We start from the raw sequence: 24229 nt of genomic DNA, 5'->3' as shown, positions 1-24229 counted from the left end.
ATATCGGTATATTTTTTATTCTAAATTATTGATTTTATTTAAATCAGAACTATCAATAGGACGATAGAATCTGCGATTATCTTGGGATGAAATCAGCTCAGTAAAGGTACCTGGTTCAGTACGCTGTAAAGATCTAGTAATAGCATATACTGTAGCATCCATATCATCAATTTTATGTAACAATTCCGCCTCTAAAATTGCCGGGCGACGGGCAGCACCATACTCAGGCAATCCATGATGTGATAACACCATATGTCTTAAAAGTACTAAATTCTCATCATATTCTTTAATTTTCAATTCTTTTGCTGCTAAAATTATTTGCTCATCAATAATGACTAAATGTCCAAGTAAATTTCCCTCTACTGTATATTTAGTAGCCACAGGTCCGCTCAGTTCTATGACCTTACCTAGATCATGCAAAATACAGCCTGCATACAATAAAGAATGGTTAACTTGTGGATAGATTTTAGAAATGGCAACTGCTAGTTTTAACATCGTCACAGTATGTAACAATAATCCACCTTTGCAGGCATGATGATTGGACTTACCAGCAGGAAAATCAATAAATTTTTGGTACCATTTATCTAGCAAAAAACTAACTATCGACTTCCAAATTGGATTCTTTATTTCAAGAATACCATCTTTTAATTCACTAACTAGTTCATTAACATCTATGTATGATTTTTCAGTAAAATCCGTTATATTAGTCACTTCACTAGAGCCAACAGTTTGCATAGATAAGATTTTTATTTGATAATGATTCTGAAATTTTTCCTTAATCCCATTTAATTGCACAAAAGTACCTGTTACATACTTTGCTACATCATCATCTGCAACATTCCATAAATTACCACGGATATATGAATCACCATCTGAAAAAATCAAAACCAGATATGGTTCATTTTTCTTATTTTTGCGTAAAATGGCATCTTTTATTAGGACTATTATGTCCATGGACTCACCATCATTATATGTAACTAGCTTTTTTTTCATCTTAATTCCTAATCTCTAATTTAGTAATATTATCAGTTAACATTTTAGCCAACTGAAGATTCTGAGTAAATACTATCACTTGCGTTTTAGCACTCAAATTTTGTACTAATTTGACTATATTATCAATTCTTTGCAAATCAAAGTTAACAAAGGCATCATCAATTAAAATTGGCAATTCAATTTCATCAGCAATTTGCTCCACAAAAGCTAATTTTAAAGCAAAATATAATTGTTCAGCTGTACCACGTGACAGATATTCTACTGCTACACGAGTTCCATCAGCCTTAACTACTTGTAATTGATCATTAATAGCAACTTTTATATATCTACCATTAGTTAATAAAGCAAAATATTGGTTAGTACTAGATAACATCTTAGGAAAACGATCATTAGATGCTAAATCTAAACCACGCTGAATCCAATCTGCAGCTAATAAATCAGCTAAATATTCCTTCGTATAATCCAATAAATTGGCATTGGCAGTAGCTAATTCTTGTTGAGTTCTTTTTAAACTATCTGAATTGGTTAATTCTTTTAATTTTAACTTTAATTGAGCTAAAGCATCATACTTTATACGTAACTTAGCCTGAATCTGTTCTAATTCACTAACTAAACTTTGTTCTGTAGTATGCAGGCTATTGATATCTAATTTACTTAATATTTCTACTCTATCCTTTAAATTAGCAGATAGAGCCATCATTTGTGATTTGATTTGTTGATTTTGATGATATAAGTTACCTTTTGCTTTGAATTCTTCTATATCTTTGACCTTATTTTGGCTTAATTTCTTTTGTAAAGTCAATTTTACATCTGCTAATTTAGCCTTGATAGCACTTATTTTTTCATTCAATAATTTTTGCGTTGTTACTTTTTGTTGAACTTGCTGATAATGTTCATCTAGTTTTTCTAAATCAGATGTTAAATTATTAGTTGGCGATACAAATTGACTGATTTTTTGTTTGAAATCTGCTACCTGTTCTAATATCTTAGCTTGATTTTTTCTTTTTTCTGTCAAAATATTACGTTTATTTTCAATTTGCATTATTTGTGACATCACTAATTCCAGATCAAACTTTTGTGGATCAAAGCCATACTCTTTTTCAAAAGATTTAATTTGATTAGTCCTTATATGATCTGTTTTGATTTTGTCTAAATAGTATATGATTAATCCGCTTAAAATTAATAGGTAAAATAGTGGTTTTAAGAAAGCACCAACTAATCCGAATATAATTAAACCAAAAGATATGTTTTTAATGATTGATTTTGGTGCTTGCATCTTTAGACATTGCTCATATTTACTTCGCATAACCAACTTATCTTCTGGGGATAAACTTTCCAGCTTAAAATACAGGGGCTGATAGGTCTGAATCTGCTCTAATTCTTGGCATAGTTGCTTTATCTCATTTTGAAGTCGATCGGCTTCATTAACAATTTGATAGATTTCTACTTTTTTAGCTAAGATCTTAGCTTGTTCATCAAGATTATCGGCACTAACAGCTATAATTTCACTTTCATACTTTTTAATATCAGTTGTTAACTGTTCAATTGTTAATTCTAATGCTTGAACTTGTGTATAATCTTCTTGATTAAAATCTATAAGTTGATACTGCTCTTTTAGTTGCTGATATTGTGCATAATTATTTAATTCCTGCTTGGTAATAGCTAAATTTTGCTGATTCTGTTGTAATTTTTTAACCTGTGAATTTAGCAACTCAATTTCATTTTGCACATCATTTTTTTGCTTTTCTAAAGAACTATATTGATCAAATTCTACTTGTTGCTTACTTAAAGTTTCAGCTTTTTCTTTGATTTGTGCCAATATTTGATTAATTTCTGGTTTTCTGCCGTTAGTTTTAAAAAGTTTTTCAGATGATTGTACGAACTTATCCCGTAACAAAAGCAATTTGCTACTTTGAGCTGCACCCAAATAATAGATATGTTCTAACAAATCCCCCTGATTAAGTGATATAACATTAGCCAATAAATCTTGATTAAAGATGAAACTATCAGTATAAAAATCACCATCTATATTTTTGATATTATTCCAAAAGATATTTTCTGGAATTTTTTCATTATCTAAGCTAACTGCTAAATTACCCTTTTTACTATCACTAGTAGTATATGTTCTTTCTAAAGTTATAATTTGATTATTTTCGTTTTTAAAAGTTAAGGAGCCACCAACTTGGTTAACCTTTTTTAATGGCATATAATTTTCAAAAAAAGTTGATTTTTGAGATTTCAAATGAAAGCCAAACATAATTTGCTTGATAAATGCAGCAATTGTACTCTTTCCTGCCTCATTTGGTCCATAAAAAACATGCAATTGCGATGAAATCTTCCATTCAGAATCACTAAGACCACCAAAATTTTTGACATCAATCTTAATTAATTTCATCATTGTTTCCTCGCAACTTTTGTTCTAATCTAACTCTAGCTAATTCATAAATATCTGACAAATACTCTTCTTTTTGCAAATTATTTGTAACAATATTACTTTTTTTCATCAATGAACTTGCCAATTCACAAGTATGATTGGCTGTTAATATTTCTTCAGCCGCCTTAGCAAACAAAGCTCTATCTGTTGCATTTAAAGCAATAAAATCTCGATGCTTATAATAGACCTTCACTAAAAGCGAATGATATTGTAAATTATTGGATAATTCTTCATACATACTTTTATCATTCAACATGTCTAATTGAGCATCAGATAATAATTCAGCTCCGATAATATTTAATGTAAATAATGTCGGACGCAAATTATTATCAGCTAACAAATTTTGAATTTTGGTGCATAGCTTGGTAGTACTTTTAAATGGCTCATCTAATGTTAAATCAACCGTCTGCCACACAATTGGAGAAACATCTATAAATTGCAATTGTGTATTTTGCGACTGCTCATCAACTTGGCCAAAATAAAATCCCTTCGCATCTTTCTCATTCACATGACACCCCTGCAAATTACCACTATAAACAATCCAAGGCTCTTGAGACAAAACCTGTCTTAAATGAATATGGCCTAAAGCAAAATAGTCATAATTAAGATCTTTCACTTCGTTTAGTGTAAAGGGAGCGTAATTATTTTGGTCAACTGAAGATTGCTTCATACCAGCATGTGCTAATCCAATTGTGTATATTGACGTACTTTTAGGCGGATATTTGGCAATTATATCTTCAGTTATATGGTTATGTTGATAAGAAAAACCCACTACTCGATATTTATACTGTGATTTTGTCATGAAATCAACTTGTTCAATTTGTTCGTTGGAACCAATTATTTTAAAATAAGGGGACTCATTTAGCAATAAATCATCAATCTGACTATAATCATGATTACCCAAAACCATCACCACTTGAATCTGACGATCAACCAAGCGTTTTATTTGATTGGCAAAAAAGATTTTACTTTGCGGTGTTGGATGAGTAGAATCAAACGTATCACCTGCTAATAAAACCAAATCGACATCATGATCGATAGCAAAATTAACAGCTTTTTCAAAAGATAATTGAATAGCATTTTTTATTTGGCCAAATAATTCGGACGGTAAAAAAGATAGTCCTAAAAATGGACTATCTAAATGTACATCTGCAATGTGCAAAAATTTCATATCTATCCTCTATTTCAATGCGTCATATAAATTAGAAATGGGGTCTGTCAATGATTTTTGAATATCATTTAATAGTTGATATACAGCTGTTTCATGTACCATCATATTTTTAATCAATTCATCTTGACCAATTTGTGCTTCCACTTCTTTATATTCTTTTTGTAACTCTGCAGACATTTCAGAATTACCCTTCTCTTGCTCTGCGATGAATTTATTTCTAATTTCTTCCATATGGTGATATAATTTTAAACTATTTTCATTAGCTTTAACTGCATTAATGGCATCCCTTAATGCTACAAACTCTTCAGTTTTTTCAAAATTAGCTGTCAATTCGTTAACACTATCATAAATATTAATCATTTAATTATGTTCTCCTAACTTAATGTTTAAATAATCCTTTTAAACCATTATACCATTCAGTAACTTTCTTCCCTAATCCATCTATGCCTTTTTTAATTTTATCTTGAAATGAATCAGAACTCTTCAAATCATTATCATCCGTATGGGACGCATATTCATTTTGCTGAGCACTTTTCACCTTAAATTTAGTTAATGGTGAATTTGGCAAAAGACTTTCCATTTGTGATTTATAAAGTCTAGTAATTCCATTTTCAGAAATACCATGCATATAATGCTCTTTATCTGTTTTATCAAATCCTACCCACGTTGCAACTACTATATCTGGAGTATAGCCGACAATCCACTGATCTTTTGTTCCAAAACCATAAGAATTCGGAACTTCCGTTGACCCAGTTTTTCCAGCAACTTCATAGCCTGCAGGTTGTGCCGAAACAGCTGTACCATTGGAGAATACTCCTAATAACATCATAGTCATTTCTTCAGCTACTCTATGTGAAATAATCCTATGGTATCTATCATTAGATTTTTGAGAAATAACTTTACCATTAGCATCAGTGATTTTTCGAATTAAATAAGTCTGATCTGGCAAATTACCATCGTTAGCAAAGGCACTATAAGCTGTTGCCATTTGCAATGGTGATACACCTGCAGACATACCACCTAAAGCTAATGCCAAATTTTTATCATCAGAAGGTACTTTTATGCCAAAATTCTGCATAGACTGCACGCCACGATTAATACCAATCTTGTCTAACAGCCAAACAGCAGGTACATTCTTACTATCTGCAACCGCTTGATACATAGGTATCGTATCACTATATTGATTATCAACATTATGCGGTTCATATCCATTTTTGCCAAATTTTTGTAGTTTATTAGACAAGGACGTATCATAGTGATATCCATTTTGCAAAGCTGGAGCATAAACAGCCAAAGGTTTCAGCGACGATCCTGGTTGTCTTTTCATCTGCATAGCTCGATTATAGCCCCTAAAGACATGTCTACCTCTACCTCCAACTACGGCTCTGATAGCACCAGTTTTAGGATCCACTGCCACACTAGCTCCTTGTGCCATCACACCATCTGCTGCTGTAGCAGGGAAATTACCATCTATCTCAAAACTATCTTGAATTGCCTTTTGATAACTTTGATCTAACGTTGTATAAATCTTTAATCCCTTATTCATAACATCTTCTTCTTTAAGGCCATAACGATGAATTGCCTCATCTACAACAGCATCAAAGAAATATGGGTATCGATAGCCACTTTTTTGACGGAAAGTATTTTTTAAACTTAATACTGAACGCTGAGCATTATCTGCTTCACTTTTCGTAATTTTTTTATTCTGCAACATCAAATTAACAACAGTATTACGACGATTTAGTGCATTTTGCATATGATCTATTGGATTATAGTAACTTGGACTTTTTAACATCCCTGCCAAAGTTGCAGCTTCACTGATATTCAACTCTGAAGCATTTTTACCAAAATATCGTTTTGATGCATCTTGCACACCCCAAACACCATTTCCAAAATAGGCATTATTCAAATACATAGTCAAAATATCACGTTTTGAATAAACATGATTTATTTCAATCGCAAAAAATAACTCTTCGATTTTTCTACTAATAGTCTGTTTCTGCGTTAATAAAGCATTCTTAGCTAATTGCTGTGTTAAAGTTGATCCACCACCAACAATGCCACGGTGTAACATACTCATAAGCAAAGCACGTACCATTCCCTTGATACTGAAACCAGGATTTTTATAAAAAGTTCGATCTTCAGTCGAAATAACAGCATTTTGGATATTAGGAGAAATATCTGATAATTCAACAAAACTACCTTTTTGTGCATACAAAGAACCAGCTTGATGATTATCTGCATCATAGATAGTTGTAGTTGTCGATAAAGAGGCCTTTAAGGTCGCTATATTAGATGTTTTAACCTTAATTGTGTAATAGGTACTAACTACTAAAATCACAGTTAAGCAAGCTAAAATGAGCCATCTGATTAATTGAAAACGATGTGTTATTCTTTTCAGAAAATAAAATAACATACCTAGCAGTTTTAATATTTCTTCTTTTATTTTTGTAATCATATACTTTATAACCTCATTGGTTTAATTATACTCTATGCTTATGCTATTATAATATAATTAATGAATACAATAGAAAAAACAAGCGATCATGAATCAATATATATATTATCTTACAATATCTCAAAATGAAAATAACCAAAATATCGATCAGATAATGCGTAATTTATTAATTCCTCGTAAATGGCGACACTTTTTACGCATTGAAAAGAATATCTTGGTTAATGATAAATATCTACCCTTAAATTTTAAAGTTCACACCAACGACTTAATAACGATCAAATTAAATCATGTCGAAAGCCTGCAGCAACAATATCCTGCAAGTGGAAATATGCCCAATATCATTTACGAGAATGATGATGTCTTAGTTATTAATAAACCTGCTGGCCAAAAAACACATCCTAATTTATATGAAACAGACACTGCTTTAAATGATTGTGCAAGTTATTTAGGCTATAGTCCTTATATCGTTCATCGCCTAGATATGTTGACTAATGGTTTATTACTAGTTGCTAAAAATCCTGCAGTAGTTCCCATTCTCAACAAACAATTAATTGATAAAACCTTATCTCGCTCATATTTTGCTTGGATCGAAGCTACAAATGACATATCGGATAATGGTACTATCAATTTACCGATTGGCGATGATCCGCTTGATATGCGTAAAAGGATGGTTAGAGCCGATGGCTTAAAGGCAATTACTCATTATCAAGTTGTTAAAAAAATTGGCAGTAAAATCCTAGTTAAACTGCAGCTAGAAACTGGACGAACACATCAAATAAGAGTTCATCTTGCTGCTATTGGTCATCCAATCATTGGCGATCCTTTATATAATTCAAACTATCAAGCTGGTGAAAAACTACAACTTACTGCTTATAAACTTGTTTTCCAAAAGCCTTTTTCTTTTGACAAAGAAGAAGTTCTTTTAGATAAAAAAATTTAAAATATCAAAAAACCATACTCCGATACAATATCGAAATATGGTTTTTATTTAGAAAAATCAGAAATATAAGCTCTTAAACTTAATTTTATTCTTCGTTTAATGAAGCTTCGTCAAATTTAACAACTGAATCTTTGCCATCGATAGGACGAGTTCCCATCCATGAAATCATTTCTTTCATTGATTCAGTAATAGCATCAGTACCAGCTCTCAAAAGCTTACGTGGGTCATAACCTTTGTTTGCTTTATCTAAGTCTTTTTCTGCTTCGATGTACTTACGAGTTGCTTCTTGGAATGCTAATTGGAATTCAGTGTTAATGTTGATCTTAGCAATACCAAGTGAAATAGCCTTCTTAATTTGGTCTTGAGGAATACCTGATCCACCGTGCAATACCAATGGAACATCAACTGCATCAGCAATTTCCTTTAAACGATCAAAGTTTAAGCCCTTCCAGTCTGCTGGGTAAACACCGTGGATGTTACCAATACCACAAGCAAGTTTGTCAACACCTGCAGCAACGAATCTCTTAGCGTCTTCTACAGAAGCTAATTCACCGCCATCAGCACCTTGGTTTTCACCAATCTTACCAATTTCAGCTTCAACTGAAATTCCTCTTTCATGTGCTAATTTAACGATTTCTTTGGTCTTTTCTAAGTTTTCTTCTACTGGTAATTTGTGACCATCAAACATAACTGATGAATAGCCCAGTGCAATACATTCCTTAGCAGATTCGTAGTCACCATGGTCCAAGTTCAAAATAACTGGAACGTCAACATCCATGTTGTCCATTTCGTTAAGAACTAAATCTCTAACAGTCTTGTAACCACCCATGTACTTTGCAGCACCTGTAGAAACTTGAATCAATAATGGAGTTCTAGTTTCCTTTGCACCTTTAATAAGTGCACGTGTCCATTCAAGATTGTTAGTGTTGTAAGCACCAACTGCGTAGTGGTTCTTACGAGCTGCTTTAAAAATGTCATTACCATTTACTAAATAAGCCATCAAAAATACCTCCTAAATATTTAACCATTAATATTATACCGCATTAAATCAAAAGTTAACACAATATCTGAATTTTTACTGTTATCTAATACAAATTACATTTCCTTTGGAGCATCTACACCCAACAAACGTAAAGATTCTGTTAATACGATTGAAGTTGCTTGAACTAAAGCTAATCTAGCATTTAATTCATCATCTTGATTCAAAATTCTAACATTGGCATAATACTTATTAAATTTTTTACTTAAATTCAATGAGTATTTAGCAATAACTGAGGGTTCGAATTTTTCAAATGCTTTTTGAATGATAGCTGGGAAATCTGCAATATCTTTAGCTACAGCAAAAGCCCAGTCGTCAGATAATGCCAATTTTGTATCATCAATTGCAACATTAGCTTTACGCAAAATACTTTGAGCACGAGCATTAGTATATTGAACATAAGGACCAGTATCACCTTCAAAACGTACAACTTCGTTAAGATTAAAGTCGAAATTATCTAATCGTTCATTTTTCAAGTCATGAAAAATAACTGCACCAACACCTACTTGATGTGCAACTTGTTCTTTATTAGCTAAATTAGGGTTCTTGGCCTCAATTTGTTCAAGTGCCAATTTGACAGCATCTTTTAATACATTATCTAAGAAAACAACATTACCCTTACGAGTTGACAATTTTTTACCATTTTGAGTTATTAAGCCAAATGGAATATGATTAATATCTTTTTGCCAATCATAGCCCATCTTGCCTAAAACTTGCTTCAATTGCTTGAAGTGACCACTTTGTTCATTACCAGCAACATAAAGGGACATCGCAAAATCATATTCTTTTTTACGATATAAGGCTGCAGCCAAATCCCTAGTAATATACAAACTTGTACCGTCAGATTTTAAAATCAAAGCTGGATTTTCATCGTCATCTAAGTCTACCACTTGGGCACCTCTAGATTCATGCAATAAATTCTTAGCTCTTAATTCATCTACCACTGGTTGCATTTTATCATTAAAGAAAGCTTCACCATTATATGAATCAAAGGTAACACCTAATTCTTTATAAATACGGTTAAACTCTTGCAGTGATACTTCACGGAACCATTGCCACAATTCAACCGCTTCAGCATCCCCTTCTTCTAATTTCTTAAACCAAGCACGACCTTCATCTTCCAGCTTAGGATCTTTTTCAGCTTCCTCATGAAACTTAACATAATAGTGGAACAAATTAGTAATCGGATCTTTTTTGACAGCTTCTTCATTACCCCATAATTTATAAGCTGTTATCAATTTACCAAATTGTGTTCCATAATCTCCTAAATAGTTAATTTTGATAGGCGTAAAACCTATTTTTTGTAAAATCTTAGCAATAGAATTACCAATAACTGTAGATCTCAAATGTCCCATAGACATTGGTTTAGCAATATTAGGTGAAGACATATCAATTGGTACATTACCTTGATTGTTATCCTGATCACCATATTTATCTTGATCAGCTAAAACTTTTTTCAAAGTAACACTAACCAATTTAGCATGATCAATCGCAAAATTAATATAAGGTCCTACTGCTACAATTTCAGCAAAATTATCATTAACTAACTTAGCAGTTAATTCGCTAGCTATTACAGCTGGATTTTTATGTTCAATTTTAGCTAATGCAAATGTAGGAAAGGCATAATCTCCTAATTTTACATTTTTTGGTCTTTCAATTAGAGCTTCTATTTTTTCTTTTGGCAAAGAAACAACTTTCGCAATTGTTTCTACAACTTCTTGTTTAAAGTCCATCTTTTTTCCTTCCTAAACAAAAAATCCCTTTCCATAAAAATATAGAAAGAGACGAGATATTCCCGCGGTACCACTCATTTTGACACTAAGTATCCACTTTTACATATTTTATTAATTTAAGTTAAACACGCCTTCATAAAATTAAGTATCTGCCTCACACCACCACAGACTCGCTAAAAAGCAAAAATTTTATTACTACTTTTAACCTCTTCAAATGAAATTATAACAAGGATCTTTAACCTATGGCAAGATATACGGATATTATTTTAATTCTTGAGATGTAGTAGCATCAAAAGCTAACGCATTTTCATTATTCAAAGCGGGGATATTAGGAAAGATTAATTTTCCAATATTTGTTCCCACCTTAATCGGCATTGGCATTTTATTCATTGATAACTCGGCGTCTAACTTTTGACCTTTACTAATCCAAATACCAGTATCTTGATACAAACAAGCTCGAACTTCATTGATTGTCCTGTTTTTCACTTTAATCAGAGTTTTACCAGGAAATTGCGTCCAGCGTTTGTAGATATGCAAACTATAATTATTATAAAAGTATGCATACAACTTTTTGGTTTCAACAAATCGAGCGGGATCACTACCATTTAAGTGTCTAGCACCAATAATAACTGTTACGATTCTGCGACCATTTTTGACTAAAGTGCTAGCTAAACATGCACCAGCAGCATCAGTGGTACCAGTCTTTAAGCCATCAACTGGATATGCTTCATTATATTGACTCAATCCTTTTAACATTAAATTCCAATTAACCATTTTAAAAGTCTTACGGCCATCTAGAAAATCCAATTTAGCAATTCTGGTTGTCTCTAACACCTGTGGGAACTCTAATAACAAATGTTTGATCAAAATTCCCATATCACTAGCTGACAGCTCATTTTCAGCATCAGCATTTTTGTTTGAATCAGCATCCCTACCTAAGGTAAAATTAGGCAACCCACTAGGCGTGACAATTTGTGCTTGGCTAATGTGCCAATCTAGCAATTGTTTTCGCATCATGCCAACAAATTTTTTAGATGAACCTGCAACAGCAGAAGCCAAAACCATAGCTGCACCATTAGCAGACTGAATTAATGTAGCTTGATATAATTGCCTAATTGTATATTGATGACCTAATTGTAAAGGGACATTGGAATATTCTGGATTTTTACTCACCGCAATAGCTTCTCTACTAGGCATCACCTTAGTTTGCCACGAAAGTTTACCAGCCTTGATTGCTTTTAAAGTTAAATAAATAGTAAGCAACTTAGACATTGACGCCACTGGCAACTTTTGTTTAATATTTTTTGCGTACATAATCTGCCCGCTTTTAAGATCATATATAATAGCTGCTTTAGCATTCAAAGCTAAGTTATCTTGAGCATAATTATCACATATCTCCGTCTTAGTTTGGGTTGGCACTTCTATATAAGTTCTGCGATATCTGAATACCTTCCAACCAAATATAATTAAGCAAACAAAAGCTACAAGAAATATTATTATCTGATAATTTTTAAATGAGTTATTATTTTTCAATTTCATATTTATCACCATCAGGCTTGTAAGTAAATTTCAATTTTTTACCATTAAGTTCAACAATTATTTTTTGATAATGTCGATCATATCCTGAATGAATCAAAGTTACCTCAGCAGCATTTTCATCTGCGTAAACATGATACACATTATATTTGCCTAATTGATAGTCAAAATCCAAGCCATTATCTTGATAGTGGTCATATTCAGCATGTGTACCATACAATTTAAATGTTATTTGATCATATTTTTGACAATCAACGTAATTTTCATAATGATCAACTGGCAATAATGTATTATCCTTGACAAATATTGGTAAAACCTCTAGTGGTGCATCTTTAATTATATATTGATTACCAGCATACACATCACCAGTCCAATAATCATGCCACTTACCTTGTGGCAAATACACCATTTTAGCTGTAACACCTGCTTGTAATACTGGCGATACAAGAATTTGGTCACCAACCATGAATTGATCATTCATATTGGAAACTTTTTGATCAGCAGGATAATTAAGTATCAATGGTCGCATAATCGGTAACCCAGTTTTAGATTCCTGATAAAACAAATCATACAAATAAGAAATAAATTTATATCTCAACTTAAGATATTTACGGTAAATAGATAAAGTTGGTGTGGGATAAGTCCACGGTTCTTGACTCCTAGTACCCATTGCTGCATGATTTCTCAACAATGGACTAAAAATTGCACCTTCAATCCAACGCACTAACAATTCTGCAGTACAATCAGCACCAAATCCTCCGATATCAGTACCCGCAAATGAAAAACCACTAAGCCCTAAATTACACAATTGCGGCACCATCATCTGCAAATGTGGCCATAAACTTTGATTATCACCGGTCCATACCGTAGCATATTTTTGTGTTCCCGCATAAGCAGCACGCGTAATTACATATGGTCGTTTATTAGTTAATTTTTTTAATCCTTCATAAGTAGCCTTATCCATATAATGTCCATAAACATTATGCATTTGGGCGTGTGTGGTCGGCATCTCCTCATGATGAAATACAATATTATCAGGTATTTCACCTCTAAAACTTGCTGGTTCATTCATATCATCCCAAATACCAGAAACACCTAAATTGACCAAAAACTTAATATTTTTTGACCACCAAGAGCGTACTTCTTCACGACCAAAATCAGGAAAAACACTATCTCCTGGCCAGACTTCATTAACATAAATGGTGCCATCAGGATTTTTAACAAAATATCCTTTTTCTAAGCCTTCTTGATATATGCCATAATTTTTATCTAGTTTTACACCGGGGTCAATAATAGTTACCACATGTAATCCCATTTGGTTCAACTTTTTAACAAAATCATGCGGGTCTGTATAACTATCATTACGCCACGTAAATACTCTAAAGCCATCCATATAATCAATATCTAAATGAATAACATCACACGGTAAATTATGTTTACGCAACAATCCAGCTATCCGTTCTACTTCTGCCTGAGTAGCACTATAGCCCCAACGAGATTGTTGATAACCTAAAGTCCATTTTTGAGGTAATGGTGTTCTACCAGTTAAATACGTATAATTAGATACAATATTTTTAATAGTGTCACCAACTATTAAATAAACATCTAATTCAGCTTTTTCAGAAGAATAATAGTAATAATCATTACTTTCTTTGCCAAGATCCCAATGTGCTTTAAATGTATTATCTACAAAAATACCATATGGATGGGAGTTTTTAACACCAATTAAAAATGGAATAGATTTATACAACTTAGTAAAACTTTCCACCTGTGGTTTAGGATTATCAGTATTCCAATCATCGTACTCATACCCACGCTTATTAAGAAATCCAGTTTTATCACCCAAGCCATAAAATTGTTCGTCTTCAGCCAGTTCATTAACAAACATAATCGATCCAGCAGAAGAGTCCGCAGATATCAAATGACCCTCAGCTTCAGCTAATTTCCTTTGTTCTGGTGTTAATCCTCTATCCAATGGTTTTAATTCACCATGATAATTCTTAATTAAAGGATTTCCATCATAGTCATACAAATCAAAACGCAAATCAGGTTTTACTAACAATTTTAATCTATTTGTTTTAATTTCTAGCTGATCGTCTTTTTCAAAAACTTTATAATCTACATCTATTTTTTTATTTCCCTCAATAGCAGCAGATTTTTTATCATCAGAATCTGTATAAATTCTAACTATATCAGCCGTAATAATATCTACTTTCAGTTTTTGCTGATTATTTGTAATTATTAAATGTTGCTTATTATCTAAAAAATCCATCTACTACCTCTCAACATCATTATTGTTATATTCGTATTTTTTTAGTAATTGGGGCAATAATGCACTAATTGCAGTAGGTCGAACAATATAATTTTTTCTATAAATAATATCTCCTGCTAAAGAATGCAAGTAAACAGCACTTGCTACAGCATTTAATTCTCCGCCAAACTGTCCACATATACCGCCAATAATACCTGACAAAGTATCCCCACAACCACCAGTAGCCATACCTGGATTGCCTAAAGGATTTTCCAATATATTACCAAATTGATCATATATTTTAGTTTTATTAGACTTTAATACCAAAATACAATTTTTTTGTGGAAATAGACCATTTAAAGCTGTCTGATTAGCACTATCATTTTGATATTGCACTCTAATGTTACTCAACCGCTGCCATTCTATCTGATGCGGTGTAATAATTATTTTCTTAGCCTGATGTGCAATTACGCTAGTATCTGTAGCAATTATATCCAATGCACTTGCATCCAGAACCACTATTTGATTGTTAGTAACAGTTGCCTTAACAAGTTGCAAGATTTTTTGGGCACCTGCATCTATTCCCATCCCCATACCACAAACTATGACATCCATTTGTGGTATTAATTTACTTAAATTCTGCTCATCACGCCAATCTACATACATAATTTCAGGATCACGAGCATGCAAAGAAGCTACATTAATCGAATGTGTTGCTGCACAAATTAAGCCGGCACCTGCACCTAATGCACCTTCAGCAGACATAATTAAGGCACCACCGAAGTTAATATTACCGCCTATTAACAAAATCTTACCGTAATCGCCCTTATGCGTATTAGATTTTCGAGGCGTAATGGTTTCATAAAGTATATTTTCTTCAATTTTTTTCATCATAATTATTACAAACGCTTACATCTTGACTTATACTATTTTTTTGTTATTATAACACATAGGCAAAAGCTTTAATATAGCAAGCCTCAATGGCGGAATTGGCAGACGCACAGCGTTCAGGTCGCTGTTCACGTTAGTGAGTGCAGGTTCGACTCCTGTTTGAGGCATAGTACTTTGTTGATATATCAAAGTTTATATCTAATTTATTGGCAAGCAATTAGCAAAACAAAATATTCTTTACGAAAAAATAAAAGAACTATATACTGAATATAAAGAATTGTTCAGATATAGTTCTGTTATAGCTGTTAGTTTGATCGCTAACAGCTTTTTTAATATGTTAACTTAATTCTGTCTATGACTTTCTCTCCAACTAACAGCTTAGAACTTTTCACGACCTACAGATTCACCCCAGTTTATCTCTTTGGGTTCTCCTGAATGTTCTTGATTCCATTCAGCCCAATACTTTTTATAATCAAATCCTTTAAAAAGTTCTTTTAAATTTTTGGGCTTTTTCTTCTTTCTTAAAATTATTTCTTTATCATTGTTAACACTTATATCAAAAACAGTTGGTGAATTACCAATACCAGCTTGAGTTAATACTGACTTAGGCAATCGCACCGCCATTGAGTTCCCCCATTGTTTTAAATTCACAGTACGCATAATCTCTAACCCCTTTTTTAAGAAACACTTATACCTCAACATATAGCATCAATATGTTATTTTTAGTAACTACTTTTGTAGATACAATGTAAACACGTTTTTTATATGCAAAAAAACTAGAGAAATACTCTGATATGTACCCAGAATACTGGACACATATCATTAGGTGGTGGTTAGTTTCTCAAATGCTTTTTTCTGTATTCTTCAATTTTTTTCAATCTTTCTTTTACAACTCTACGATCTTCTTCGGTTTCTGGTTGAAGCATTTCAGAATTGTACCTTGCTTGAATTATAGCACCAACCTCTTTGGCTGTGAGTTTATTAACATCTTCTGCCATCTCTATCTCTTCCTTCTTACAATATACAAACCATTATCTTCTAATTTTTCTAACTCTAGACCTGTATTAAACAAGAATTCTCTTTGCTTTTTGAACTTTCTTCGGCTTAATACTTCAACTATTTGAATCTAAAATATTTAAAAATTCGTTTTGCACCTTAATTGTTGCAATTGGTCCCTTAAGATTTCCATCCATGCTAATAGAAATAGTAACCTCTCCTGTTTGGTGTGGATAATTACCTACAGTTTTAGGAGCATTTTTATAAATTGCTAAGCCACAATTTTCAACTGCTTTAACAACATTTTCTTGAATTTCTTTGCTATTCATACTGTTTTAACTCCTTGATTACTCTGAACATTCCAAATTTTGTGCAAAATAAAACCGCCTTACTTTAGGTTGGCGGTTTAATAAAATTTTCTTAATATTTTTCGAGATAGGTTATTCTGTATCCATTCTAACTCAGCACCGCTTTTTAAGATAATTGCCGGCAAACCAACAAAACAGATTTCATTATCATCACTGTAGATTGCTTCATAAGCTTCTTTATTTTGATAAATTCCTAAATATTCTGCTGTCTCGTAACCATGCTGTTTCGCAAATTCTTTGACTTTATCCATGTTATTCACCGGCTTTCTTCAAGATTTGATTAACAACTTCTATATTAAACTCATAATTTTGAACTTCTAATAGCCTTGGTGCTATCGTATATTTAATACCTCGGCTTGTAGTTGTCATCTTAACATCTTCTAGATACTCTTTGACTTTGTTAGTTGTTTGGCCTATTTGAGGGTCATATAACGTGACAACACCGTTTTTTTTGAAAACATGAATAATGTGGCCGCTGTTTCCCCTCCCTTTCCATCCAAAATGCATAGTGTACCTAGTATTTTCTTTCAAAGTCGCTTCTAAGTATTTCATATAACGGCTTGGCGTGTTGATGTTACTAAAATATCCCGGTGCTATATATTCAGGATACTTGCCTGTATTAGGATCAATCCAAGCTTTATTGGTAGCTCGTGAAAGCATTTGAGAAATGGAACCAGAAAAGTTGCCTTTAGCTTCAACATCATAGCCCCTTCTTCTTGCTTCATACGCTACTACGCAAGTTTGACAATTGATTCTATACATATAATCATCACGAAACTTAGGATTTGGGCGATTACTATCTGCTTCTTCAAATGTCATCAAGTTGCCACGCTTGGCACCAGCTAATTCTTTCGGAAACATAGCATTTTCAGTTTTTGCTTCGCTAATTAGCTTTCTTTCTTCTATTTTATCATCTTCGCCAACTTTTTCCCATCGTTTCGACCATGAATTCTGCTTCTTGCCGTTACCTGGAAAATATTCTAGCGTACATGTGCAATGTGCATGACGGCTGAAGATGCCCTTGTTTATGTTGTCCTTGTTATAGGGAAATGTTCCCACACGTTCTGTGCAAAATTCGCAATCTGCACCAGAAGTCGATCTCTTTTTACTTGATCCTCTGCCTAACTTACGCACAATCTTCGGAGATAACCCTAACTTGTAATGTAATTCGACATTTTTCTTCATCGTGTCAGCTACTACCGAACGTGCAAAGCTAGTCATCGCTTGTTCAACTTTTGGAGCAACCTCTGAATATCGTTCAGCATTACAAGCAACTTCGACAAGATTTTTAGCCTTGACTTCATCCATATTTGCCTGATCAACTTAGCCAACTCACCAACTAAAATTGAGCGATTACTTGTAGCTACTGCGTCTGCAAATAGTGCTTTTGGTTTCATTTCAGCGATTTGAATATCTTTTTGCTTTAGCTGGTCGGCGGATTGTTGAAGTAAGTCGGCTAAGGTTGCCTCGATCTATCATGTGCGATGTCGTATGCCTTTTTGTCAGTCATATAAACGCCTTTGTAAACAATAGCTGGCAATACTTCATACATTACCCAATCAGCAAATTTCTCAGCTTCAGGTTTGCGTGATTGAAAAATCAGCTTGTATAGATTAGGTTCACTTATAAAATTCATTTTCTGAATTCCACCTTGCGTAAGGGTGTCGGTGTTTCGCCTTTCCCTTTGTTTATAATTTTTGTGCGTTTTTTTTAGTACTTTTGCCTAAAATTATATATAGTTCATTGGTATTTTGTATAATGAACACATATCTTTTAGTAATTTCATCGGTATTTTTGAACTGTCAATTTAATATTTAGAAATTGTTTGAAAGTTTACTTTTAAATATTTGACTGCTTCCCTTTGCGTCAGTCCTTTATTAACTCTTGCAGCCTTAAGTGTAATTTGCATTTTTGCCCTCTACTTTCTTAATTTTTTTACAATAGTTTTAAGAGATCTAGAAGTAAATTTATTATACCTAGTCCTAGCAATACCCATAACACTATTTCTAATCGCTTTTTATTTTTATTCATGGTATACCTTTGAGTGAGTTTTTAAGCTCAATAATTAAGGGGGTTATTTCCCATCAATTATTTCTATTAGTTTGATGACTAATTCAATAAGCTTTTCTAGCAAACCGAGGATTGCGGTTGCAAGAGCTAGCTTACGAGTTGGTCATCTTTTTTAGTATTCTTTTTTCTCACTCATTAACCTCCTTTCAACTAAAATTTGTATATCAAATAGATCTTCTAAATATTGAATACCTTTGTCTGTAATCCTATAAGTAGTATTTTTAACGTGTTTTGCAAATCCTTTATGTTCTAAGAATTCCCAAGCAAGATATGGATTATCAGCATATACCATTTTAGGATATTAAGCATCTTCTTTTTTAACTGCATATACTTATTCTTCCAAATAAGCATATTTTAATCCATATTACTCGATTTCGTGATAATACAAATCTTCCACGCCATCCATACTTCGGTGAAATTCAAATAAATCCATTTTGTTCCTCTTTTTTTGTTAGATTAATTTCAACAATACATAAATCAGTAAAGCTATTAGAGCTACTGATGGAATAATTCCAGCCTTAAATTCGCCTTCCATATGACGACCATCTTTCTTTTCTTTACTTGTTAGAGTCCATACACCTAACCATTTTTTCTTATTCATGTCTTACCTTCATCTATATTGAAAAGATCGCTCTGAAATGGTAAACTCAATTTTAGCTAAAGTCCCCCTTTTCAGGAGGGTAGACAGGCTTTCGCCTGTCAAACCTTTAGCGGTTAATTTTTATTTCAAATTCTATTGACATAGTTAACATCTTGAATTTGAACTTTAAGGAGAAGTCTTTCCAGGGCTTCTTCTTTTTTTGCATAAGATGTTCTAGAGATACCCAGCTTTTTTGCCATTTGTGCTTGAGATATTTTCTTAAAAACACGTTCGGCTTTGATTCTTCTTAGATTGATTTGCATTTTTTCACCTCCTCCTGATGTTCTCTTTTGGCTACACTTATATTAAAACTCCATTGTTCCACTTTGTCAACATTTTTGTATAAAAGGTTCTAAAAAAGTAAAAATTGTTCTTTTTAAGCAACTCCAAGCGGTATAATAAGTATATAAAAAGAAAGAGGCAAGATATCATGCGTAACAACGAAGAAATAATGCAACTATTAGAAAGACTAAAAGCTGATAAGAAAATGTCATTAAGAGAAATATCTCGCAAAACTGATATAGCTGTTTCATCTATTTCACGTTATTTCAATAGAACAAGAGATTTTCCTCTTGATAAATTGGATAGATTTGCTAAGGCGTTTAATGTTTCCCCTGAATACATTTTAAACGTAAGTAAACCGTGTGATATAACCACGATTTACAACCAACTGCACGAAAAAAGACAAGCTAAAGTGTATAACTATGCAAGAGAACAACTAGACGAACAATTGAATGAAAAACGCTCTATATATGTTGTTGGTACTTCCGCCGCTGGTGAACCTATTGAATATAGTGATTTTGACTCTGAAATGATACAAACAGATGTTCCTGCTAAGGCTGACAAAGCTATTCACATTAAAGGTGATTCCATGGAACCTAAGATTGCCAGCAACTCTATTATCTTTTACCATGAACAGCCTACTCTGGAAATTGGTGAGATTGGCATTTTTGAAATTAACGGCTCTGCTGTCACCTGCAAAAAGTATTATGTAGACTATGAAAGCAAAAAGATTGTTTTAAAATCCATCAATCCTAAATATGAACCAATGTATTTTGCAAGAGATCAAGTGCGTATTTTAGGAAAAGTAGTATTTTAATACTGTATCTGCAATGACATTAAACTAACTCAAGATTAAACCCAGTAGGTTACTAGAGGGAAGGAAAAAAAATATGCCTAGAAATAAATTATCCCCATTTGAACAAAATGCCAGAAAAGAAATTTCATCTAATTTAAAAAAATTTATGCATGGAATGACTCAAGCTGATTTAGCAGAAAAGTCTGATATTCCCTTAACCACCTTATCTGGATATCTACGTGAAAAATCTACTCCTAACTCTGGAAATCTAGAAAAGCTGGCTATTGCATTGAATGTAAAAAAAAGTGATATAGATCCTAGATATACATTTACAGATATTATGGATTTTGTTGAAAAAGCACCTTTAGGAGAATACATATCACCAGTTTCAAACGTAGAATATCTCTATAATACTGATACTGTCGTAAAACAAATTCCATTATTAGGTGATATTGCTTGCGGTGATCCTATTACTGCTGACGAAAATATAGAAGACTACATCCCTGAAACTTATACAAGGGGTAATGTTCCTTCTGGTACATTATTTGCCCTTAAGACAAAAGGACACTCAATGGAACCTACAATTCCTGATGGTTCTATTGTCATCATCCGACAACAGCCAAATGTTGAGGATGGAGAAATTGCTGCAGTATTGGTTGATGATGATGCTAGAGCCACTCTAAAACGTATTAAACACTCTAATGATGCAGTAATATTACAACCTGATAATCGAGAATATGATCCTATAGTTCTTACACCAAATTTTCCAGGAAGAATTTTAGGCAAAGCAATCGAAGTTAAAACTAAACTTTAATTTTTGAAAAGTATAATCATATTATGAACTGAGGACTATATAATGAATAACATTCTTGGCTCTGTAATTAAAGAAATCAGAAAAGACAAAAAAATTACACAATCTGAATTGGCAAGATTAACAGGGTTTAAACAAAATACTATTTCAAATCACGAAAATGGCAAACGTTCATTAGATGAATGTGATATATATACTTACGCTAAAGCGTTGAATGTATCTCCGCAAACTTTTTTTGATAAATATACAAATCAAGACAAGGACATTTTAAGTATTTACAACCAACTGCATGATGAAAGACAAGCTAAAGTGTATAACTATGCAAGAGAACAATTAGACGAACAGTTGAATGAAAAACGCTAATATTAAATAAAAAGGAGGGAAATATTATGGTAAAACATGCACCTCAATATTATGAAAACTTGAACTATTTTAATACTCAACTCAATCATTTAATGAGTGTACACGGTACTAAGCAAGTTGATTTAGTCAATGCGTTAGATATTCCTAAAACAACAATTAATGGATATGTTAAAGGAACATCTTTGCCTAATATGGGGAACTTGCAAAAATTGGCTGATTATTTTAATACTCTCAAGTCCGATTTAGATTTAAGATTTAAGAAAGACGCTGACAAACATTTACCTGTTTATAATCAATTAACTGATATTAGAAAACATAAGATGATTAAAATGAGTAACTTAGATAACAAGGAAACAATGGCACAAAATATAAAATACTATTTGAAACAAAAAGGCGTATCTAGACATAAACTATGTGATGATTTGAACATTAAATACACAACTTTTTGCACTTGGTTACAAGCAGACGCCTATCCTCGCATAGATAAAATAGAAATGATGGCTAATTATTTTAATATTTCAAAGGCTAATTTAGTCGAAGATAAAGACGCAATAAAAAATGATATAACCACAATTTACAATCAACTGCATGAGAAAAGACAAGCTAAAGTGTACAACTACGCTAGAGAACAATTAAAGGAAGTGGTTGATATGTTTAGCACTAACTTAAAATATCTTCGTAAGAAATATAATATGGAACAGTTAGAATTAGCCTATAAGTTAGGGCGTAAAAGTGGGTCTACCATAAGTGAGTGGGAAAAAGGGAGTTATACACCTAAAATAAAGGTTTTAGCACAAATAGCTGATATCTTTCATGTTGATTTAGATGATTTAATGAACAAGGATTTAACAAACTCTCAAACTAAAGTAGATAAAGATTCATTAGTTGAGCAAATAGCTGAAACAAGTTCTCTTTTACATATATCAAGACAAGCTAAAGTGTATAACTATGCAAGAGAACAACTAGACGAACAATTAAATGAAAAACGCTCTATATATGTTGTTGATACTTCCGCCGCTGATAAACCTATTGAATATGGTGATTTTGACTCTGAAATGATACAAACAGATGTTCCTGCTAAGGCTGACAAAGCTATTCACATTAAAGGTGATTCCATGGAACCTAAGATTGCCAGTAACTCTATTATCTTTTACCATGAACAGCCTACTCTGGAAATTGGCGAAATTGGCATTTTTGAAATTAACGGTTCCGCCGTCACCTGCAAAAAATATTATGTAGATTATGAAAGCAAAAAGATTATTTTAAAATCAATTAATCCTAAATATGAACCAATGTATTTTGCAAGAGATCAAGTGCGTATTTTAGGAAAAGTAGTATTTTAATCATGGCATCTTATATTAAAAACAACAATTCTTGGGGGGTGTACGTGTTAACTTGGTTTAAAATATAAGCAAAGGTTTAAAACTAAGCGTGAGGCTTCTATTTGGGCTAATAAATTCTTAGCTGATGCAAATGCAGATGTTGTTGCTGCAAACAAAGCACCAGCCTTTTATGAATACTTTTTAAGGTGGGCTAAAATATACCGTTACCCTCATATTACTGATATAACAATTAATCGCTATGCTGTTACGGCTTCTCATATAAAAAACTAATACTTTGATATACAGATTTAACTTATGTTTATTTTTAAAAGCAATTGAAAAGAGTTAAAAGACATTTACTGTTTTTTAACTCTTTTTATCATATATTTATATGTTATCTATGGACTATATTTTTTTACCACAAGAATGATATCCATCCAACAATCCTAATTTATTAAAGACAGCCTGCTTATAAGCAATTTCTGCGTTCCACTCTGTTACTTCCAAAATCATAGCAGCTCTATGCAAATCATTAGTAGTAATTAATACGCCGTGACTATCTAGCAAAAGAAAATTATCAATTTGATTTGGTCTATTTAATAATTCTTCTCTAACTGTATCAGCCAATTCTTTAGTACAAGCTGGGCTATAATGTAAGCACTTAAGTTTTCCTAAAGGAACTTGCACATTAGTAATTTCAGTAACATTAGGCTCATCTAATCCACAAGTTGCCCAAAACATAGATTTTGGTGCATGTGAATGATATACAACAGTTATATTAGGATTAGCTTTATATGCTTCCTCATGCAAATTAATCTCTCTAGTTAATCTACCTACACCGTCTATTTTTTCTCCACTATCTAAGTCAACAACCAATATTTGGCTAGCTTCTAAATCACCAAACCATGCCTCTGACATCATAGTTGGGGTCATAATGATGTATGGATGATTAGCTTTAATACAAATATTGTCGTATATATAATCTTCCTTTGGAATTATTTTTTCAGAAATATTGCCCCCAGCAACATTAGTACGATTTCTATCGAAAAATAATTTTGCAATACGTGCTAAGTCTCTTCTTTCATCTTCAAATATAAATTTTTCAGTCATAATAGTATCCTTCTTAAAATTTATT

24 protein-coding genes, 1 tRNA gene and 2 pseudogenes are annotated in these 24229 nt (G+C 32.6%); 7 read left to right on the top strand and 20 right to left on the bottom strand.

Features of this window, described 5'->3' with window-relative positions:
* Positions 1-15 precede the first annotated feature (15 nt).
* Genes G6Z82_RS01220 through G6Z82_RS01200 form a run of 5 tightly spaced genes read right to left on the bottom strand, consistent with a single transcriptional unit; the run spans position 16 to position 7056 of the window.
* Complete coding sequence (locus G6Z82_RS01220) at positions 16-993, bottom strand: 3'-5' exoribonuclease YhaM family protein (RefSeq protein ID WP_164785706.1); 978 nt, start codon at positions 991-993, stop codon at positions 16-18.
* A 1-nt stretch (position 994) separates the two neighbouring features.
* Positions 995-3388, bottom strand: coding sequence for an ATP-binding protein (locus G6Z82_RS01215; protein ID WP_164785993.1), 2394 nt, complete (start codon positions 3386-3388; stop codon positions 995-997).
* Positions 3375-4598 carry a metallophosphoesterase family protein gene (locus G6Z82_RS01210; protein ID WP_164785705.1) on the bottom strand — a complete coding sequence of 408 codons (1224 nt, stop codon included), beginning with the start codon at positions 4596-4598 and terminating at the stop codon, positions 3375-3377. The genes G6Z82_RS01215 and G6Z82_RS01210 overlap by 14 nt, the downstream gene beginning before the upstream one ends.
* Before the next feature lie 9 nt (positions 4599-4607).
* A complete protein-coding gene (locus G6Z82_RS01205) occupies positions 4608-4958 on the bottom strand; it encodes a YlbF family regulator (RefSeq protein ID WP_006728977.1) in 351 nt (116 codons plus the stop codon).
* Positions 4959-4977: 19 nt separating this feature from the next.
* Positions 4978-7056, bottom strand: a complete 2079-nt coding sequence (locus G6Z82_RS01200; protein WP_006738013.1) for a PBP1A family penicillin-binding protein — start codon at positions 7054-7056, stop codon at positions 4978-4980.
* A gap of 88 nt (positions 7057-7144) precedes the next feature.
* Here G6Z82_RS01200 and G6Z82_RS01195 point away from each other — a divergent pair, with 88 nt between their 5' ends.
* Positions 7145-7996, top strand: coding sequence for an RluA family pseudouridine synthase (locus G6Z82_RS01195; RefSeq protein WP_164785704.1), 852 nt, complete (start codon positions 7145-7147; stop codon positions 7994-7996).
* Between the two features lie 85 nt (positions 7997-8081).
* Here G6Z82_RS01195 and fba read toward each other — a convergent pair whose 3' ends face one another.
* The 5 genes from fba to G6Z82_RS01170 form a co-directional block, all read right to left on the bottom strand.
* Positions 8082-8996, bottom strand: coding sequence for a class II fructose-1,6-bisphosphate aldolase (gene fba, locus G6Z82_RS01190; RefSeq protein ID WP_006728980.1), 915 nt, complete (start codon positions 8994-8996; stop codon positions 8082-8084).
* A 95-nt stretch (positions 8997-9091) separates the two neighbouring features.
* Positions 9092-10768 (bottom strand): arginine--tRNA ligase, encoded by a 1677-nt coding sequence (argS, locus tag G6Z82_RS01185; protein ID WP_164785703.1) that lies wholly within the window; start codon positions 10766-10768, stop codon positions 9092-9094.
* Positions 10769-11029: 261 nt separating this feature from the next.
* Positions 11030-12307, bottom strand: coding sequence for a D-alanyl-D-alanine carboxypeptidase family protein (locus G6Z82_RS01180; RefSeq protein WP_164785702.1), 1278 nt, complete (start codon positions 12305-12307; stop codon positions 11030-11032).
* Positions 12291-14576 (bottom strand): glycoside hydrolase family 31 protein, encoded by a 2286-nt coding sequence (locus G6Z82_RS01175; RefSeq protein WP_164785701.1) that lies wholly within the window; start codon positions 14574-14576, stop codon positions 12291-12293. The genes G6Z82_RS01180 and G6Z82_RS01175 overlap by 17 nt, the downstream gene beginning before the upstream one ends.
* Positions 14577-14579: 3 nt before the next feature.
* Complete coding sequence (locus G6Z82_RS01170) at positions 14580-15449, bottom strand: NAD(P)H-hydrate dehydratase (protein WP_006732775.1); 870 nt, start codon at positions 15447-15449, stop codon at positions 14580-14582.
* An 80-nt stretch (positions 15450-15529) separates the two neighbouring features.
* On the opposite strand from G6Z82_RS01170, the gene G6Z82_RS01165 reads away from it, so the two are divergent.
* Positions 15530-15613 (top strand) — tRNA-Leu (locus tag G6Z82_RS01165).
* A 211-nt stretch (positions 15614-15824) separates the two neighbouring features.
* On the opposite strand, the gene G6Z82_RS01160 is transcribed toward G6Z82_RS01165, so the two are convergent.
* The 9 genes and pseudogenes from G6Z82_RS01160 to G6Z82_RS01110 form a co-directional block, all read right to left on the bottom strand.
* On the bottom strand, positions 15825-16070 hold the full coding sequence (locus G6Z82_RS01160) for an AbrB/MazE/SpoVT family DNA-binding domain-containing protein (protein ID WP_006733486.1): 246 nt from the start codon (positions 16068-16070) through the stop codon (positions 15825-15827).
* Between the two features lie 209 nt (positions 16071-16279).
* On the bottom strand, positions 16280-16444 hold the full coding sequence (locus G6Z82_RS01155) for a hypothetical protein (protein WP_006733487.1): 165 nt from the start codon (positions 16442-16444) through the stop codon (positions 16280-16282).
* 114 nt (positions 16445-16558) lie between these two features.
* A complete protein-coding gene (locus tag G6Z82_RS01150) occupies positions 16559-16771 on the bottom strand; it encodes a hypothetical protein (protein WP_006733484.1) in 213 nt (70 codons plus the stop codon).
* Between the two features lie 77 nt (positions 16772-16848).
* Positions 16849-17061, bottom strand: a complete 213-nt coding sequence (locus G6Z82_RS01145) for a hypothetical protein (RefSeq protein WP_006733482.1) — start codon at positions 17059-17061, stop codon at positions 16849-16851.
* Between the two features lies 1 nt (position 17062).
* A complete protein-coding gene (locus G6Z82_RS01140) occupies positions 17063-18118 on the bottom strand; it encodes a toxin glutamine deamidase domain-containing protein (protein ID WP_160807958.1) in 1056 nt (351 codons plus the stop codon).
* A 2-nt stretch (positions 18119-18120) separates the two neighbouring features.
* Positions 18121-18461: pseudogene (locus G6Z82_RS06565) on the bottom strand (BRO-N domain-containing protein); the annotation flags it as partial.
* A gap of 531 nt (positions 18462-18992) precedes the next feature.
* Positions 18993-19172, bottom strand: coding sequence for a hypothetical protein (locus tag G6Z82_RS01120; protein ID WP_160807959.1), 180 nt, complete (start codon positions 19170-19172; stop codon positions 18993-18995).
* 159 nt (positions 19173-19331) lie between these two features.
* Complete coding sequence (locus G6Z82_RS01115; RefSeq protein WP_164785700.1) at positions 19332-19481, bottom strand: hypothetical protein; 150 nt, start codon at positions 19479-19481, stop codon at positions 19332-19334.
* Positions 19482-19606: 125 nt separating this feature from the next.
* A complete protein-coding gene (locus G6Z82_RS01110; protein WP_006730355.1) occupies positions 19607-19783 on the bottom strand; it encodes a helix-turn-helix domain-containing protein in 177 nt (58 codons plus the stop codon).
* Positions 19784-19950: 167 nt separating this feature from the next.
* Here G6Z82_RS01110 and G6Z82_RS01105 point away from each other — a divergent pair, with 167 nt between their 5' ends.
* From G6Z82_RS01105 to G6Z82_RS06555, 5 genes and pseudogenes are all read left to right on the top strand, one after another.
* Positions 19951-20619 (top strand): LexA family protein, encoded by a 669-nt coding sequence (locus tag G6Z82_RS01105; protein WP_160807960.1) that lies wholly within the window; start codon positions 19951-19953, stop codon positions 20617-20619.
* Between the two features lie 73 nt (positions 20620-20692).
* Complete coding sequence (locus G6Z82_RS01100) at positions 20693-21412, top strand: LexA family protein (protein WP_006735923.1); 720 nt, start codon at positions 20693-20695, stop codon at positions 21410-21412.
* Positions 21413-21454: 42 nt separating this feature from the next.
* Positions 21455-21772, top strand: coding sequence for a helix-turn-helix domain-containing protein (locus G6Z82_RS01095; RefSeq protein WP_006730350.1), 318 nt, complete (start codon positions 21455-21457; stop codon positions 21770-21772).
* 26 nt (positions 21773-21798) lie between these two features.
* Positions 21799-21942, top strand: a pseudogene (locus G6Z82_RS06695) (DNA-binding protein); the annotation flags it as partial.
* 480 nt (positions 21943-22422) lie between these two features.
* The gene (locus G6Z82_RS06555; protein WP_237457657.1) at positions 22423-23115 is read left to right on the top strand and encodes a S24 family peptidase; all 693 of its coding nucleotides are present in this window, start codon (positions 22423-22425) and stop codon (positions 23113-23115) included.
* A 384-nt stretch (positions 23116-23499) separates the two neighbouring features.
* Here the strand turns inward: G6Z82_RS06555 and G6Z82_RS01080 are convergent, their stop codons facing one another.
* Positions 23500-24204: a class II aldolase/adducin family protein gene (locus G6Z82_RS01080; RefSeq protein ID WP_006728994.1), complete on the bottom strand. Its 705-nt coding sequence runs from the start codon at positions 24202-24204 to the stop codon at positions 23500-23502.
* Positions 24205-24229: the final 25 nt, after the last annotated feature.

It is taken from the genome of Lactobacillus iners, assembly GCF_011058775.1.
GTDB lineage: Bacteria > Bacillota > Bacilli > Lactobacillales > Lactobacillaceae > Lactobacillus > Lactobacillus iners.
Note: the sequence above shows the minus strand (reverse complement) of the source record. Positions and strands in the feature narration are given on the sequence as shown.

What these genes read in the sequence shown, in the direction of transcription:
- G6Z82_RS01215 (WP_164785993.1), bottom strand. Translation starts at nt 3,388, where the DNA reads ATGAAATTAATTAAGATTGATGTCAAAAATTTTGGTGGTCTTAGTGAT.
- G6Z82_RS01105 (WP_160807960.1), top strand. Translation starts at nt 19,951, where the DNA reads ATGCGTAACAACGAAGAAATAATGCAACTATTAGAAAGACTAAAAGCT.
- G6Z82_RS01080 (WP_006728994.1), bottom strand. Translation starts at nt 24,204, where the DNA reads ATGACTGAAAAATTTATATTTGAAGATGAAAGAAGAGACTTAGCACGT.
- G6Z82_RS01120 (WP_160807959.1), bottom strand. Translation starts at nt 19,172, where the DNA reads ATGGTATATGCTGATAATCCATATCTTGCTTGGGAATTCTTAGAACAT.
- G6Z82_RS01160 (WP_006733486.1), bottom strand. Translation starts at nt 16,070, where the DNA reads ATGGCGGTGCGATTGCCTAAGTCAGTATTAACTCAAGCTGGTATTGGT.
- G6Z82_RS01200 (WP_006738013.1), bottom strand. Translation starts at nt 7,056, where the DNA reads ATGATTACAAAAATAAAAGAAGAAATATTAAAACTGCTAGGTATGTTA.
- G6Z82_RS01155 (WP_006733487.1), bottom strand. Translation starts at nt 16,444, where the DNA reads ATGGCAGAAGATGTTAATAAACTCACAGCCAAAGAGGTTGGTGCTATA.
- G6Z82_RS01175 (WP_164785701.1), bottom strand. Translation starts at nt 14,576, where the DNA reads ATGGATTTTTTAGATAATAAGCAACATTTAATAATTACAAATAATCAG.
- argS (WP_164785703.1), bottom strand. Translation starts at nt 10,768, where the DNA reads ATGGACTTTAAACAAGAAGTTGTAGAAACAATTGCGAAAGTTGTTTCT.
- G6Z82_RS01195 (WP_164785704.1), top strand. Translation starts at nt 7,145, where the DNA reads ATGAATCAATATATATATTATCTTACAATATCTCAAAATGAAAATAAC.
- G6Z82_RS01205 (WP_006728977.1), bottom strand. Translation starts at nt 4,958, where the DNA reads ATGATTAATATTTATGATAGTGTTAACGAATTGACAGCTAATTTTGAA.
- G6Z82_RS01180 (WP_164785702.1), bottom strand. Translation starts at nt 12,307, where the DNA reads ATGAAATTGAAAAATAATAACTCATTTAAAAATTATCAGATAATAATA.
- G6Z82_RS01145 (WP_006733482.1), bottom strand. Translation starts at nt 17,061, where the DNA reads ATGGATAAAGTCAAAGAATTTGCGAAACAGCATGGTTACGAGACAGCA.
- G6Z82_RS01115 (WP_164785700.1), bottom strand. Translation starts at nt 19,481, where the DNA reads ATGAATAAGAAAAAATGGTTAGGTGTATGGACTCTAACAAGTAAAGAA.
- G6Z82_RS06555 (WP_237457657.1), top strand. Translation starts at nt 22,423, where the DNA reads ATGTTTAGCACTAACTTAAAATATCTTCGTAAGAAATATAATATGGAA.
- G6Z82_RS01140 (WP_160807958.1), bottom strand. Translation starts at nt 18,118, where the DNA reads ATGGATGAAGTCAAGGCTAAAAATCTTGTCGAAGTTGCTTGTAATGCT.
- fba (WP_006728980.1), bottom strand. Translation starts at nt 8,996, where the DNA reads ATGGCTTATTTAGTAAATGGTAATGACATTTTTAAAGCAGCTCGTAAG.
- G6Z82_RS01220 (WP_164785706.1), bottom strand. Translation starts at nt 993, where the DNA reads ATGAAAAAAAAGCTAGTTACATATAATGATGGTGAGTCCATGGACATA.
- G6Z82_RS01100 (WP_006735923.1), top strand. Translation starts at nt 20,693, where the DNA reads ATGCCTAGAAATAAATTATCCCCATTTGAACAAAATGCCAGAAAAGAA.
- G6Z82_RS01095 (WP_006730350.1), top strand. Translation starts at nt 21,455, where the DNA reads ATGAATAACATTCTTGGCTCTGTAATTAAAGAAATCAGAAAAGACAAA.
- G6Z82_RS01170 (WP_006732775.1), bottom strand. Translation starts at nt 15,449, where the DNA reads ATGATGAAAAAAATTGAAGAAAATATACTTTATGAAACCATTACGCCT.
- G6Z82_RS01150 (WP_006733484.1), bottom strand. Translation starts at nt 16,771, where the DNA reads ATGAATAGCAAAGAAATTCAAGAAAATGTTGTTAAAGCAGTTGAAAAT.
- G6Z82_RS01210 (WP_164785705.1), bottom strand. Translation starts at nt 4,598, where the DNA reads ATGAAATTTTTGCACATTGCAGATGTACATTTAGATAGTCCATTTTTA.
- G6Z82_RS01110 (WP_006730355.1), bottom strand. Translation starts at nt 19,783, where the DNA reads ATGCAAATCAATCTAAGAAGAATCAAAGCCGAACGTGTTTTTAAGAAA.